The organism is Idiomarina sp. ST20R2A10 (assembly GCF_051842345.1).
GTDB classification, from domain to species: domain Bacteria; phylum Pseudomonadota; class Gammaproteobacteria; order Enterobacterales; family Alteromonadaceae; genus Idiomarina; species Idiomarina loihiensis.
In genome coordinates this window covers 97,791-111,550 of the sequence record NZ_JBNIEY010000003.1, presented here as the reverse complement: position 1 = coordinate 111,550, position 13,760 = coordinate 97,791, and the positions used below count along the sequence as shown (strand labels likewise).

At 47.0% G+C, this 13,760-nt stretch carries 12 protein-coding genes; 8 read left to right on the top strand and 4 right to left on the bottom strand.

Annotated elements, in window-relative coordinates:
- Positions 1-20: 20 nt before the first annotated feature.
- Together ACP7H9_RS06280 and ACP7H9_RS06275 are read right to left on the bottom strand one after the other, a co-directional pair.
- On the bottom strand, positions 21-719 hold the full coding sequence (locus ACP7H9_RS06280) for an OmpW/AlkL family protein (RefSeq protein ID WP_034819027.1): 699 nt from the start codon (positions 717-719) through the stop codon (positions 21-23).
- 73 nt (positions 720-792) lie between these two features.
- Complete coding sequence (locus ACP7H9_RS06275) at positions 793-1,509, bottom strand: YebC/PmpR family DNA-binding transcriptional regulator (protein WP_034819029.1); 717 nt, start codon at positions 1,507-1,509, stop codon at positions 793-795.
- 202 nt (positions 1,510-1,711) lie between these two features.
- Here ACP7H9_RS06275 and ACP7H9_RS06270 point away from each other — a divergent pair, with 202 nt between their 5' ends.
- On the top strand, positions 1,712-2,722 hold the full coding sequence (locus ACP7H9_RS06270; RefSeq protein ID WP_439222377.1) for an isopenicillin N synthase family dioxygenase: 1,011 nt from the start codon (positions 1,712-1,714) through the stop codon (positions 2,720-2,722).
- A gap of 286 nt (positions 2,723-3,008) precedes the next feature.
- Positions 3,009-4,859, top strand: coding sequence for a S8 family peptidase (locus ACP7H9_RS06265; protein ID WP_439222376.1), 1,851 nt, complete (start codon positions 3,009-3,011; stop codon positions 4,857-4,859).
- A gap of 87 nt (positions 4,860-4,946) precedes the next feature.
- On the opposite strand, the gene ACP7H9_RS06260 is transcribed toward ACP7H9_RS06265, so the two are convergent.
- Positions 4,947-7,481: a S8 family serine peptidase gene (locus tag ACP7H9_RS06260; protein ID WP_114981728.1), complete on the bottom strand. Its 2,535-nt coding sequence runs from the start codon at positions 7,479-7,481 to the stop codon at positions 4,947-4,949.
- Positions 7,482-7,798: 317 nt separating this feature from the next.
- Here ACP7H9_RS06260 and ACP7H9_RS06255 point away from each other — a divergent pair, with 317 nt between their 5' ends.
- From ACP7H9_RS06255 to ACP7H9_RS06235, 5 genes are read left to right on the top strand one after another with little or no spacing between them, the layout of a single operon-like run.
- Complete coding sequence (locus tag ACP7H9_RS06255) at positions 7,799-8,206, top strand: curlin subunit CsgB (protein WP_114981729.1); 408 nt, start codon at positions 7,799-7,801, stop codon at positions 8,204-8,206.
- Between the two features lie 24 nt (positions 8,207-8,230).
- Positions 8,231-9,718, top strand: a complete 1,488-nt coding sequence (locus tag ACP7H9_RS06250) for a hypothetical protein (protein WP_439222375.1) — start codon at positions 8,231-8,233, stop codon at positions 9,716-9,718.
- A gap of 51 nt (positions 9,719-9,769) precedes the next feature.
- On the top strand, positions 9,770-10,147 hold the full coding sequence (locus ACP7H9_RS06245; RefSeq protein ID WP_114981731.1) for a curli production assembly/transport protein CsgE: 378 nt from the start codon (positions 9,770-9,772) through the stop codon (positions 10,145-10,147).
- 11 nt (positions 10,148-10,158) lie between these two features.
- Positions 10,159-10,542, top strand: coding sequence for a curli assembly protein CsgF (locus ACP7H9_RS06240; RefSeq protein WP_114981732.1), 384 nt, complete (start codon positions 10,159-10,161; stop codon positions 10,540-10,542).
- A gap of 12 nt (positions 10,543-10,554) precedes the next feature.
- The gene (locus tag ACP7H9_RS06235) at positions 10,555-11,313 is read left to right on the top strand and encodes a CsgG/HfaB family protein (protein WP_181813908.1); all 759 of its coding nucleotides are present in this window, start codon (positions 10,555-10,557) and stop codon (positions 11,311-11,313) included.
- A 6-nt stretch (positions 11,314-11,319) separates the two neighbouring features.
- Here the strand turns inward: ACP7H9_RS06235 and ACP7H9_RS06230 are convergent, their stop codons facing one another.
- Positions 11,320-11,964, bottom strand: coding sequence for a response regulator transcription factor (locus tag ACP7H9_RS06230; protein ID WP_439222374.1), 645 nt, complete (start codon positions 11,962-11,964; stop codon positions 11,320-11,322).
- Positions 11,965-12,323: 359 nt separating this feature from the next.
- Here ACP7H9_RS06230 and sufB point away from each other — a divergent pair, with 359 nt between their 5' ends.
- A complete protein-coding gene (gene sufB / locus ACP7H9_RS06225) occupies positions 12,324-13,760 on the top strand; it encodes a Fe-S cluster assembly protein SufB (protein ID WP_114981736.1) in 1,437 nt (478 codons plus the stop codon).

The following is a 13,760-nucleotide window of genomic DNA, read 5'->3' as shown; positions in this document are numbered from 1 at the left end:
GGGCGAGCGGCGCAAAGGCTTTAGAAGTTATAGCGAACACCGGCCATAGCAACGTAAGGGTCGATATCAACATCAACACTTTCAATGGTATTACCGTTCACACGAACATCACCCGTAGTATCGATATCCATGCGGCTAACCATGAAATGAAGACCCCAGTTTTCACTCAGATCGACATTTACACCCGCTTGCAGAGCATAGCCCCAGCTGTTTTTCAGGGCTAAAGAGACATCGTCATTATCAGTAACAACACCTAGGTCGCCTAACGTTGAGCGCAACTGTGGGTCGACTTGCTCATCAAAGAAAGCTGTGTAGTTAACACCAATACCGACGAAAGGTTTAAACATTTCACTGTCGATATCGAAATGATATTGCGCCAGCAAGGTTGGTGGCAAGTGCTTGGTTTTACCTATTTTCAGCCCCGCCAGCGAGCCTGTTGCGGTAATATCATGGCTGAACGGTGTTGCTGCAACCAGTTCAAGCGTCCAGTTTTCAGTTAACTTATAATCAAAAGTTAAACCTAACTGAGTATTCGTGTTTACACCAGCGCCAGTACTGTTCTCTGGTAAACCAGCTACTGACTCAACAACGTTCAAGTGACTACTGCTGTCATCAGGCATGACAGAGATGGCACCAACGTTGATAGAAAAATCATTTGCTAATGCAGAAGTGCTTAGCAAGCCTAACAATACACCGCACGATAATGCTTTAAGCTTCATGGGGAACTCCTTGTTAATGAAGACCCCTGAAGTTTATAAGGTTTACTGAATAACCGAGTTGATCTGCATCAACCTAGTGTTCGGCATTATGGTAAATGTTTTGAACGTCATCCAAATCGTTCAGCATATCCATCAAACGTTCAAACATTGGTAAATCATCTTCAGCTATACTGGTCGTTACTTGAGGTAAAAACTGAATTTCGTCGGCTTCAAAATCAATATCAGGAAACGCATGAGTTAAGGCCTGACGGGCTGCCGCGTACTCGGTATTTGGCGCAAATACGGTAACCAGACCATCTTCGAATTCGACGTCGGTAACATCAACATCAGCTTCCATCATGGCTTCCAGCACTTCGTCTTCATTGTCGTGCTTGAAGGCAAAAATCGCACAGTGATCAAATGAATGCGCAACACTGCCCTGAGCGCCAATTTTTGATTTACTTTTGGTAAAGCAGTTACGGACATCGCCGAAGGTGCGGTTCGGGTTATCGGTTAAGCATTCTACAATAACCATACAGTTGCTGGGGCCATAGCCTTCGTAACGCGCCGGAGAAAAATCCTCTCCTGCTCCGCCCTGCGCTTTGTCTATCGCTTTTTCGATAACGTGAGCAGGAACCTGATCTTTTTTCGCCCGATCTATTAGGCCTCGGAGCGCGAGATTGCCATCAGGATCTCCACCACCTTGCTTGGCGCAAACGTAAATTTCACGACCATAACGACTATAGACTTTGCTCTTTGCATTCGCCGTTTTAGCAATTGAATCTTTTCGGTTTTGATAGGCGCGACCCATTCTGAATTTCTCACTGGTTAATTAAAGACCCAAAGATTTTACACAGGCAGCTGTTACGGGTCGAGTACTAGCAGAAATAAGTGCCAGCTTAATTGCAGATTATTGATATAGCCAAGCTGTCTACCATAGAAGATTTTGATTCTTCAGTTAGTACTGCATGGCAACGTAAACTCAGCGGCAGAAACAAACTGTTGAGTCAATTATGCAAAGCCCGATACCTGTATTATCCATGCGAAAACTTTATCTCAGTGCCTCTGACCGCCAGCAATTCATTGCTGACCTTGGCAGAGCGGCGCGTGATGTTGGCTTCTTCTACCTGGAAGACCACGGTATTTCACTGGCAGAACAGGTGAAGGTACTGGACACCGCTAAAACCTTTTTTGCACTCAGTGATGCAGAAAAGAAACAGGTTCAAATGATTCATTCACCGCATTTTCGTGGCTATTCAGCAAACTATTCGGAGTTAACGGCAGGTCGGCCGGACCGTCGTGAGCAATTTGATATCATGGACGAACTGCCTGCTCAGGCTGCGTCCGCTATAGACCATGAATGGCAAAAACTCATAGGACCGAACCAGTGGCCACGGCAATTGCCTGCCATGAAAACCCAGTTGTTGTCCTGGCAGGACAAGCTAACCGAAGTGTCTCTGCAGCTTTTAGAGGCGTTATGCGAAAGTCTCGATCAACCTGCTGACGCATTGGCTGAAACCATCAGCAACGGCCCTTACCGCCATACTAAGCTTATTAAATACCCCGGTAGCCCAGAAGGCTCTGGTCAGGGTGTTGGAGCGCATAAAGACCCGGGCTACCTCACCCTGGTTCTGCAGGACGAAAACAGCGGGCTGGAAGTGGAGTACGAGCAACAATGGTACAAGGTGGCTCCGCGTCCCGGTGCCTTTGTGGTGAACATTGGCGAATTACTGGAGCTGGCTTCTAATGGTTATTTAAAAGCGACGAACCATCGTGTTACCAGCCCTAAAGCGGGGGTTACCCGTTATTCATCGGCATTTTTCATGGCTGCTCAGCTTAATGCTTCGGTTCCTGTGTTAAAACTCCCTTCTCATTTAGCAAAACACGCTAAGGGGCCAACCAGCGATCCGGGCAACCCTTTGCTGCATAACGTTGGCGAAAACGTGATGAAAGGCAGAAAGCGCTCCCACCCGGACGTATCAGCGCGTTTTTACGCGCCAGAAGAAAAATGCAGCTCCTGTTAATTAATTTTTACTATAAAAATATAACAAAACGATATAAGTAAAGTTGTGTAAATCACTCGTCATTTTTAAAAATGACGTCAACTTGCGTGAGCGCTGACTTTCAAGACGTTAACATGGGGTAACAAAAACCCTAAAAATATAATATTAGTTATATTCCCACATTATTCGCATGGTTTACTTTTCAGCCATCCTCTAAAAAATCTACTTATGTAACATAACGTTACGTATCTAGTGATGCTGTTTATCACTAATTTTAAATTCACAGAAAAACAACAAAGAGAATCTTATGATGACAAAAAATAAACAGCATAAGACGTTAATTGCTATCGCACTGTCAGGCTTGTTAGCCGGCACCAGCGTAGCAGCTGAAACCTTATCTCAGAACGGATCTGATAACGGCAATAATGGCGCAACACCATCGCTGAAAGAGCGGTCAAACGGACCTGCAACCAGCTTTATCGTTAAGCTTAAGGATGGCTCTCAAGTTGTGCAGCAAATGCAACAACAATCGGCAGAGCACCCATCGTCAAATGCTGCGGCTGTCGCCCAACAAATGCGAGGCTTTACCTCAGTGCTTTCTAAGCGCACCGGAAAAAGCATAGCTTTTGAGCGCTCAATGGCTCTACAACAACATTTCGTAGTAAAAGCACAAGGCCGCTTAAGCCCGGAAGAAACAAAAGAATACCTTCAGTCACTTAAAGCAGATAGCGACGTTGAATTTGTAGAGGAAAACAAAATCCTCCGCCACTTTGCCACACCAAACGACCCTAACTATGACGATCAGTGGCATTATTATGAAAGCGTTGGTGGACTGAATGTCCCAACAGCGTGGGACTCAGTCGACGGCAGCGGCGTTGTTGTGGCCGTACTCGATACCGGTTATCGCCCACACTCTGACCTGGTAGGCAATATTTTACCCGGCTACGACATGATTTCAGACAGTTTTATCGCTAATGACGGCGATGCCCGCGACAGCGACGCACAAGATCCGGGCGACTGGGTCAGTGCCGGAGCCTGTGGTAATGGCTACCCGGCTCAGGACCAAAACTCGAGCTGGCATGGTACTCACGTTGCAGGAACCATTGCCGCTGAAACAAATAACTCCACCGGTGTCGCCGGCGTTGCCTATGGCGCTAAAATTGTACCCGTACGTGTTCTTGGTCGCTGTGGCGGAACCACAGCCGATATTGCCGACGGTATTGTCTGGGCCTCAGGCGGTTCGGTTCCGGGAACAAGCCCTAATGCTAACCCGGCCGATGTCTTAAACATGAGTCTGGGCGGCAGCGGTACCTGCTCCACCACAACCCAGAATGCAATCAACACCGCTCGTAATAACGGCGCTACAGTAGTCGTGGCTTCTGGTAACAGCAACGACAACTCAACCAACTACAATCCGGGTAACTGTAACGGTGTTGTTAACGTAGCCTCTACTGACCGCAATGGCGATCGCGCTTACTATTCAAATTATGGTTCGAATGTTGACGTTGCAGCACCTGGCGGTGCAATGCAAAGCGCTAACGACCCTAACGGTGTGCTGTCCACTTACAACACAGGTACTTCAACACCAGGCTCTGATAGCTACGGCTACAGCCAGGGCACGTCAATGGCAGCACCTCACGTAGCAGGCGCGGCCGCTTTAATTAAAGCCGCTGATCCTGCAGCGACACCAGATGATATCGAGCAGATTCTGCGTAACTCAGCCCGCTCTTTCCCGGGTAGTTGCAACGGTTGCGGTACTGGTATCGTTGATGCCGCTGCGGCAGTAGCACTGGCTTCCGGCGGCGGAAACGGCGGTGATAATGGAGGCGATGATGGTGGCGATGACGGCTCATCTGGCGGTGGTGGCACTGTCGATGACTTATCAGCGTCCACTAATGAGTGGAACCGCTTCTATCTGGACGTTCCGGCTGGCATGTCTACATTGACAGTAACCATCACTGGTGGCAGCGGCGATGCGGATCTATACCTGCGTCAGGGCAGCCAGCCGACTCAGTCAAACTGGGACTGCCGTCCTTATAATGCAGGAAACGAAGAAGTCTGCACTATCGACAACCCTCAGGAAGGTCACTGGCACATTGGTGTCTTTGCCTACAGCGCATACTCAGGCGTCGATCTTGAAGCGCGCTATGAACCTTAATTAACCGCCAGGTATAATTGAGCATAGAAAAGGGCACCGACTGGTGCCCTTTATACGTTACAACTGTTGGCCTAACTCAACTCAGCATTAGAAGCTGGCTGTAGCTGACTGACAAGCTTCTGTTCCGGTTTCACACAGTTCATAAACTACGTCACTACCATCTGACTTAAAGCGATCGCGGTATCGACCTGAATTATCCAGGGTTTCGATAAACTCACCGTCACGGTAAAGATCAACATCTCCGGCAGCACCGCTCCAGCGTAAATCAACTAAGGTTGTATCGTTACGCAAATGAGTTGCACGATAAACACTCAGTTCAATGTCCGTTATGCTGACATTAACCGACTGCGTTACGCTATCAGACAGCTCAGTTGCATCTGTAACCGTTAATGTTACATCGTAAATTCCGGCTTCAGAGTAAGCGTAAACCGGGTTAGCTTCAGTCGATGTGCTACCGTCACCAAACTCCCAGAAATAGCTGGCAATATCGCCGTCACTGTCTGACGAAGTATTGCTAAAGGTTACGGTTAAATCATCAACACTGGCTTCGAAGCTGGCAACCGGCGCATCCGGCAAACCATCATCTTCTTCCACCGCCGTTAACGTTAATGACCAATGATTTAATGTGCCTGTATCAGCGCCGGCATTATCTGAAACGGTCAGTGTCCAGTCACCCGTCATATCTTCACCATTAAAGGTATCAACAGACCAGCTGCGCACTAAATCTTCAGTACTACCACCAGCACGGTCGTGCAATACATGCTCAGTACCTTCAGGCGAGGTTAAGCTGACAATCAGGTCGCCCTGCCAGGTATGAGTAATATCAACACTCACATCCGCACCAAAAACAACACCCGTTTCAGGCACATTAATGACTCGCGAAATACCCTCATTGTCATCATCCGGAATATCCGTATTTGCTGCGTCTTCATAATAGAAGTCTGACAAACCTTGCGGCAGAACATACACAGCCGAGCTCACTTCACGGGTAATTTCGCCCGTTTCAACATCTGAGCCACTGACAGTGATGCTGTACTCACCCCATTGTGTCTCATCGGTTGTATTCACCTGTACATCGACACTGTCTCCTTCGTCAGCCTGACTTGAGGACAGCGAAACATCCAGTTCAGGCTCAGCCGCAACACTTAAATCAACGGTACCCGACCAATCTGCAATACTGCCAACATCCAGAGTAAAGGTTGTGCTGTCACCAGCGACAATTTCCTGTCTGCCCGGAGACAAAGTTAACCGGTAAGCAGGATCAGGGTCGGCAGCCTCTAAAGCACTTAATGCATTCAGGCGCTTTCCGGAGACCGTTTTACCCGATAACGCAGGAATACTCTCACCGGAATCCATAAGAATTTGCTTCACTTCGGCAATTGTCAGGCTTGGGTCAATTGACCAGACTAATGCAGCAACACCTGCAACATGTGGACTGGCCATTGATGTTCCGCTCGCCGTTGCATAGCCATCATTTAAGTAAGTGGAAAGAATTTCAGTACCCGGAGCACCTAAATCAACAGACTCCAGACCATAGGTTGACGTTCCGGACATACTGTCGGTACGCGTTGTATTAGCAACATTCACAATACCGTCAAGATCGTACCCACCAGGGTAACTTGCCGTAACGTCTGCATCGATGCCATCGTTCCCTGCCGCTGAAACAAACATAATACCCTGATCAATACTGTCGCTGATGGCTGTTTTTAACGACTCTGAATAAGCACCGCCACCCCAGGAGTTATTAGTCGCAACCAAATTTACCCCATGGTTAACCTTTAAATTGGCCATATAATCAATACACTCGATAGCGCCAGCTGTACTACCATAACCATCGGCATCGAGGAACTGACAACCTATAATTTGCACATCCCAGTTAACCCCGGTAACGCCCACGCCATTGTTTGATGTTGCACCAATGGTTCCGGCAACGTGCGTGCCATGGCCGTTTTCATCCATTGGATCACCGCTGGATGTTATAGCCGAGTAACCATAGCAATCATCGACAACACCGTTGCCATCGTCATCTTCGCCGTTGTCGCAGATTTCACCGGGATTAACCCACATATTTCCGGCTAAATCCGGGTGCGTATAGTCAACACCGCTGTCGATGACACCGATAACAATATTACTGTCGCCAGTCGTAATATCCCAGGCTGGCCGCGCATCAATATCCACACCCGGCGTACCGCCGCTCTGCCCGGTGTTCTCCAGCGCCCACATATCACCGAAACCAGGATCATCTGGAGTCGCAAGTATATTAAATCCGGGCTCTTTTGAGTCTTTAATATTAATAATGTAGTTAGGCTCAGCAACCTCAACCAGGGGGTGTTGAGACAGACGCTTTATTAACGCATCGCGCTGTTTCGCATTGCGCACCTTAACTTTCGCAATTCTGCCATCAGCAATATGACGCATTGCTATATCACGACCGCTGTCATCAAGTGCGCGTAAACTGCCACCTGCATTTTGAATCAAATCTTGTCGTTGCTCTTTCGTCACTGACTGCTTAAACATAACCAGCAGTGAATCATCATCAGCTTTCTTATCGGTTGCCGCTGCAGCTGAACCCGCGACTAACACCATAGAAATACCAACGACTAACTTTTTAATATTAGCCATTTTGCTTCCTCTGTCTTGTTGTTTTATGAGTTATCGTCGTGCCTAAAACTTAAGCACTACAAAATAACTAGCATATTTTTGACGTAAAGGTATCTCGAAAGATATAGCTTTACGAAATCTGATCATAAATACGAATAAAGGACTAGGCCGTTTGGTGCAGAGAAGCAGAATTAACAAATCAAGCATTTGAAATATAATGATATTTTAATTCAAAAACATCACGAACTAGTCATATAAAATACCCCTTTCATACGATTGTTCAGGCCTCTGAACCACTTATTCTTGTTAGCGGAATTATTAACAAAAGGTGTTCCGCTTTGATTTACAAAAAACAACTTTTAGCAGCATTGGTTTTGCTTTTTGTCTCACTCCCCGGAGTGGCAAAAGACATTCCTGTTGCATTAGCAGGGTTACTGGAGCGGCAGGCCCTTGCAAACCATGCAGAAATTGCTCAACTCGGATCTTATAACCTCACTTCAGTTATCCAGTCGGGCGAGCAAAATTACGCGTATTTGGTTCAGTCTGGCTTTGAAAACACTCTTAGCCTGGAACAGCAAGGGTTCAATAATTCTGTCACTGCAGAACAATCAGGACGCGGTAATTCAGCAACCATCCTGCAGTTGGGAAATAGCAACCTTATTCAGCTACAACAGCTGGGTAGCGACAATGCTATTACTATCCAACAATCAGGCTCTGCAGCTGAAATGTCCATCACGCAGTTTTGATTACAACAATTACGGAGAACAATCATGTCGAAAATACTTATAAAGAAAAGTGCTATCGCTCTTGCTTTAGGCATTGCCTTTGCGGGTAGTGCAGTTGCCGAAAACCACATTGCCGTTATTAATCAAGAATCGGCTGGTGCCGTTGAAGTTGGTAACGAAGTCTATGTTGAACAGGCCGGAGCCGCACACTGGGCCTATGCCGACCAATACGGTGACGATAACGTTACATCACTGCTGCAGTTTGACGACTGGCAGGAAGCTTATGCCTATGTTACCGGCGATTTTAACCTGGTCGAAGGTGAGCAGTCTGGACTCTGGAACGTTTTCAATGCCGATGTCGTTGGTGATGACAACTGGTTATCAGCTTATCAGGAAGGCAGTTTGAACTCTGCCAGCATTTTCCTTCAGGGCGACGGCAACACCGCAGTTGCTGAGCAGTCAGGTGATGCGAACGAGGCCGCCATTGATCTCAGCGGAGACTATAATACAGCAGAAATTTACCAGTCTGGCGATTCCAACTGGAGCAACTTCCAGATTTCAGGCAGTGACAACCTGTTCTTGAGTGAACAGTCTGGCTCACTGAATGAGTCAGGCTATTTCAATGCGACCGGTGACCGCAATACCTTTGAAGCATCACAAGAAGGTGACGGTAACGTTGCAGGCGTTGTTGGTGCGGAAGGTGATGATAACGAGGTTTATGCTCAACAATATGGTTCATCTAACATTTTCATTGCCGAAGACCTACAGGGTAACGAAAACTTTGTTGATGTATTTCAGGACGGTTCAGCAAACGAATTCCTGATTCAGCCTATTCAGGGCGAAGCCAACTTTATTGTTGTTCAGCAGCAAGGTAGCTCAAACGTTGTTGAAGCTGCGAATGGCATGATTGGTAACGACAACCTAATTGATGCATACCAACGCGGAGACAATAACTACGCAGTGTTTGCAACCGAAGGCGACATGCATAATGTTGAGCTTGAGCAAACAGGCGATAACAACACTGCTGTCGGTGAGTCTTACGGTGAGCAAAATGACATTATGGTCAGCAGCCGTGGTGATGACAACTTTAACGGAGTGGCTGTACAGGGCGTTTCTAACGATATCCAAAGCCGTCAGCGCGGTGATGCAAACACAGCCGAAGTTGTGTTTGTGGGCGACGACAACGATGTCATGTCCAACCAGGTTGGTGACGGTAACGTAACCCTGGCTTACTCTTACGACGCAGGCACTACCTCAGGCAACACGTTAGGTTCTGAACAACAAGGCGATATTAACTTAATCGATACCATTATTGGTGGCGATGAGAACCTAATCAGCTTCTATCAAGAAGGTAACAGCAACGTTATCGCCGGAGATGACGGCTCGTTCATTGTTGGCGGCAGTAATGGCAGCGTCGATATTCAGCAAGTAGGTGACTACAACGTTGTTACCGGCGGTCAGGCCAGTGACAGCAACACTATGAGTGTGTATCAGCAAGGCGACTACAACGTCGCTACTGTTGTTCAATACTAAGAAGTAAGGTTAGCGGCTGCGCCACTTTGTGCGGCCGCTTTCTTAGTCCTTATGCTAAAGAAACTCATTCTAATCGTTCTGCTGTTTACTCCGGTTAGTCAGGCTGACGAAATAGAGCTTGGCGGCATGGTGCTGGACCGAACCATTTCACGTTTCGGTAAAGACTTCTTCTTCTACTACACCAGCTATTGGCGTGACATTCCCTCAACCAACGGTATTACCGTTGTTATTCACGAGCAGGTCTACCCCCAGGCTGGCACCTATTTGTGGGTGGAGATGGAGCAAACCAAGATATTCCAGACTTACTTCGGAAGACGGCAAAACGATGTCAAGAAAATGGCCGAGAAAGCCATTTTGATCAGTATTAACGAAGTCGCGCGAGTAAAAGCGGACTCTGTATTTGATACGCCACAAGATAATAATTTTTAAAGGCGCAGATTATGAAATTACGTTGGCTCTTCATTGGTTGTTTGCTTGTGGCAGTAAATGCCGCAGCAACTGAAATTGTCTATCAACCTATTAACCCGAGCTTTGGTGGAAACCCAATGAACGGGAGTTTTTTATTACAAAAAGCACAAAGTCAGAATGCTCATTCAGCACCTGATTCCGCCCGCTCTTTTGTTGACCGTTTCCGCGAAGCGTTAGAGCGTAATATCATCAATTCACTTACCCGCCGTATTGCGGATGGCGAAATTGTTGAAGGCCTGTATGACACAGGTGAGTACACGGTTGAAGTTGTTGGTCAGCCAGACGGTAGCGTTATTGTCTACATCACTCATAACGGCAGCGGTGAACAGACTGTTATCACCATGCCTTCAATATAAGTGAGGAGAATAATCATGCGTAAAATTTTCCTCATTTTAGCGTCACTTGTTATGAGCGGCTGCGCGTTAATGCCCAAGCCAACGGACATCAATGTAAAGCCCGCTGAAATTGACGCGCCCAGCTCAACAATGACAACTTTGAAGCAAAGCCCATTACCCCAGACCCGTATTCCGGTATCGGTTTATGCCTTTAGGGACCAAACTGGGCAGTATAAACCACAGGCTAATGTTTCCAGCTTTTCTACCGCAGTAACTCAGGGAGCAACCTCTATGCTCACTCAAATGTTACTGGAGTCAGGTTGGTTCTTACCTATGGAGCGTGAAAACCTGCAAAACTTGTTAACCGAACGAAAGATACATAACTCCAGTAAAAATAAAGAGCTGCCCCCGTTAAGTGAGGCCAGGTTGCTGCTGGAAGGCGGTATTATAAGCTACGATACCAATGTCAGCACTGGCGGCATCGGCGCAGAATATTTTGGTATTGGTGCATCAGAGCTCTACCGGGAAGACCAGGTATCCGTCTATTTACGAGCAGTAGACGTTTACAGCGGGCAGGTACTGGTATCGGTATCGGCAAGTAAAAAAGTGTTCTCACAGGAGCTCCGGGCGGGTCTGTTTCGCTATGTATCTCTCAACCGTCTGGCCGAATTCGAAGGCGGTTATTCAACCAACGAACCGGTTCAATTGTCAGTAAAACAAGCGATGGAACGAGCGCTGGTAGAGTTAATAGAAAAAGGCCTGGACATGGGGTACTGGCGTGCAGAGAGCTAACCAGAGTTAAACGGATGTCGCGTAACTGGACCACTTTAGTAATTCGACCCGGTTACGCGCCCCGGTCTTTCGAAAAATGGAAGACAAGTGTGTTTTCACCGTATGGGCACTGATGTTTAAGTGCTCAGCAATTTCTTTATTGCGAGCTCCGGTAGCAACCAACTCTATAATTTTTAACTCTTGTGGCGTAAGGGAATTAATTTGAGACACAGTAGTAAAAGAGTCATCCGCTTGTCGCCGCAGCATCATTTCTTCAATTTTATCTGAAAGCAATGAACGCGGATAATAAAGCTCCCCCTGGCTAATCACTTTTATCGCGGTCAGTACCCGATCTAAATGGTCGTTTTCATAGATGATACCTCGGGCACCAAGGTTCAGAGCCTGAATAGGACGAACATCGTCTTTTCTCGCATTAACTAAAAACAACGGATAAGTTTTGGTTAATGCAGCAATTTCACTGGTAATGTGGGAACGAGATAACTGCTCCGATCCCAGCGAATAAGCCACCATGGTTTCCGGCTCTGGCGAACGATCAACAAGTTGAGAAAATGCACGATGGACGACTGATATCTCTAAGGATCCTGCCAGCAACCCTAAGTTCTGCGTACGTTTTTGGTGTTCGATTAAAGCTAACCGCGTATAACGTCCCATAACAGCCCTCCCTAAACCTAAAAGCTTATTTTATTACTGTACTTTTCTTCTTATATTCTTCTCATATTACATTTTTACAACGATTGATGTGGCTCTTTACAATATATGATTAAATTTTGTACTAAAAGACATGGCACCTTAGAACATGCAACAAAACATAACAACCATTCTAATTTACCTTATAGCATTTAAAATAAAGAGCAACAGGCTTACCTCACCCGGCGAAATAAGCGACAAAAAGGCTGTGATCCCGTATAATGTTGGTCAGCAGATAAAGTTGAGTGTTTTAGTCAGGTATTTTATACTGTCGGCCAGTAACGGGCGAAACTCCCATCCGCAGCTTTTAGAGTGGGTAAATCATGAGTGAACAGATTGATCAGGCGCTTGCGCGTAAATACGACGCAGGCTTCATTTCAGAAATAGAGTCAGAAACTTTCCCAATTGGTTTGGACGAGGACGTCATTGCCCGTCTGTCCGCCATTAAGGGTGAGCCTGAATGGATGCTGGAATGGCGTCTGAAGGCTTATCGCACCTGGTTAAAAATGGAAGAGCCTGACTGGGCACACGTCGATTATCCTAAGGTAGATTACCAGTCAATTTCATACTACTCAGCACCTAAGAGTATGAAAGACAAGCCTAAGTCGTTAGACGAGGTTGATCCGGAACTGCTACGCACATACGAAAAGCTGGGTATTCCTCTGCATGAGCAGGAAATGCTGGCGGGCGTAGCTGTTGATGCGGTCTTCGATTCAGTATCCGTGGTCACAACATTCCGCGAGAAGCTGGAAGAAGCAGGCGTTATCTTCTGCCCTATCTCTGAAGCCCTTCACAAGTACCCTGAATTAGTTAAAAAGTACTTAGGTACCGTGGTTCCCCGTGGCGATAACTTCTTTGCTGCGCTGAACAGTGCCGTATTCACCGATGGCTCGTTTGTTTATATTCCAAAAGGCGTTCGCTGCCCTATGGAACTATCAACTTACTTCCGCATAAACGAACAGAATACCGGTCAGTTTGAGCGTACCTTAATTGTCGCCGAAGAAGGCAGTCACGTTAGTTATCTGGAAGGTTGTACCGCACCACAACGTGACGAAAACCAATTACACGCGGCCGTAGTTGAGTTGGTTGCACTGGATAACGCGGAGATCAAATACTCTACGGTGCAAAACTGGTATCCGGGTGATGAAAACGGCAAAGGCGGTATCTATAACTTTGTCACTAAACGCGGCCTGTGCGAGAAAAACGCGAAGATCTCCTGGACTCAGGTAGAGACAGGCTCTGCCGTTACCTGGAAGTATCCAAGCTGTATTCTTAAAGGCGATAACAGCGTTGGGGAATTCTACTCAGTTGCGTTAACCCGCGGCAGACAACAAGCCGATACCGGCACCAAAATGATCCATTTAGGTAAGAACACCAAGTCGACCATCATTTCCAAAGGTATTTCCGCCGGTCGCAGTAATAACGCTTACCGAGGTCTGGTTCGTATGGGCCCAGGTGCCGAGGGCGCGCGTAACTTTACCGAATGTGATTCGCTGCTTATTGGCGACCAGTGCGGCGCACACACATTCCCGTATATTGAAAGCAGCAATCCAACCGCGATTGTTGAACACGAAGCCACCACCTCTAAGGTGAGTGACGATCAATTATTCTTATGTCGGCAACGAGGCCTGGACCCTGAAAAAGCAGTCTCAATGATTGTAAATGGCTTCTGTAAAGAGGTATTCCGCGAACTACCAATGGAGTTTGCGGTGGAAGCCGGTAAGTTGCTTGAAATCAGTCTTGAAGGTTCAGTGGGGTAA

Coding starts and splice junctions, on each gene's coding strand:
- ACP7H9_RS06280 (WP_034819027.1), bottom strand. CDS start 719: ATGAAGCTTAAAGCATTATCGTGCGGTGTATTGTTAGGCTTGCTAAGC.
- ACP7H9_RS06240 (WP_114981732.1), top strand. CDS start 10,159: ATGAAATTACGTTGGCTCTTCATTGGTTGTTTGCTTGTGGCAGTAAAT.
- ACP7H9_RS06260 (WP_114981728.1), bottom strand. CDS start 7,481: ATGGCTAATATTAAAAAGTTAGTCGTTGGTATTTCTATGGTGTTAGTC.
- ACP7H9_RS06265 (WP_439222376.1), top strand. CDS start 3,009: ATGATGACAAAAAATAAACAGCATAAGACGTTAATTGCTATCGCACTG.
- ACP7H9_RS06270 (WP_439222377.1), top strand. CDS start 1,712: ATGCAAAGCCCGATACCTGTATTATCCATGCGAAAACTTTATCTCAGT.
- ACP7H9_RS06245 (WP_114981731.1), top strand. CDS start 9,770: ATGCTAAAGAAACTCATTCTAATCGTTCTGCTGTTTACTCCGGTTAGT.
- ACP7H9_RS06230 (WP_439222374.1), bottom strand. CDS start 11,964: ATGGGACGTTATACGCGGTTAGCTTTAATCGAACACCAAAAACGTACG.
- sufB (WP_114981736.1), top strand. CDS start 12,324: ATGAGTGAACAGATTGATCAGGCGCTTGCGCGTAAATACGACGCAGGC.
- ACP7H9_RS06275 (WP_034819029.1), bottom strand. CDS start 1,509: ATGGGTCGCGCCTATCAAAACCGAAAAGATTCAATTGCTAAAACGGCG.
- ACP7H9_RS06250 (WP_439222375.1), top strand. CDS start 8,231: ATGTCGAAAATACTTATAAAGAAAAGTGCTATCGCTCTTGCTTTAGGC.